General features: G+C 60.7%; 1 protein-coding gene and 1 pseudogene. One reads left to right on the top strand and one right to left on the bottom strand.

Translation table 11 applies throughout. The features are described 5' to 3' along the window. The first annotated feature begins 33 nt into the window (after nt 1-33). Nucleotides 34-324 (top strand): GNA1162 family protein, encoded by a 291-nt coding sequence (locus AC0L20_RS39765; protein WP_473295631.1) that lies wholly within the window; start codon nt 34-36, stop codon nt 322-324. Here AC0L20_RS39765 and AC0L20_RS39770 read toward each other — a convergent pair. Further along, nucleotides 309-482, bottom strand: a pseudogene (locus AC0L20_RS39770) (CsgG/HfaB family protein); the annotation flags it as partial. The gene AC0L20_RS39765 and the pseudogene AC0L20_RS39770 overlap by 16 nt on opposite strands. Nucleotides 483-522 lie beyond the last annotated feature (40 nt).

Genomic DNA, 522 nt, shown 5'->3' on the forward strand with positions numbered 1-522 from the left:
TGATCGGCGGCAGCACCAGGATCGACTTGGGTCGTGCCTGTTTGTACGCCGATCAACGAATCGCCGGAAGTGCAGGCGTCCTACAGCCTGGTTTCGCAAGTGACCTACCCGTTGGCCGAAGCCGGCTACTACGTGCTGCCTATCGCCCTGGTGGACGAAACCTTCCGCCAGAACGGCCTGACCACCGCCAACGATATCCAGGGCGTACTGCCGGCCAAGCTGCATGACATCTTCGGCGCCGACGCCGCGCTGTACATCACCGTCAGCGAGTACGGCACCAAGTACATGCTGATGTTGACGATATTCAATGCGACTTTGGCGTAGGCCACTTGGGTCTTGCCACGGCCGAGGATGCCGAACAGCTGGCGGTCGCCGGTTTCCTTGCGGCCGAACTCGGTCACATCGCCAGTCACCACGTAGTCAGCGCCCTTGAGCTTCTGTGCGGTGCCTTTGATCTTGGCTTCCTGGGAAATTTCGCCCATGTTGTCGCGGTCCAGCACGCTGAAGCGGTTGGTCTGCTGC

Source organism: Bradyrhizobium sp. Kon58 (assembly GCF_055807455.1).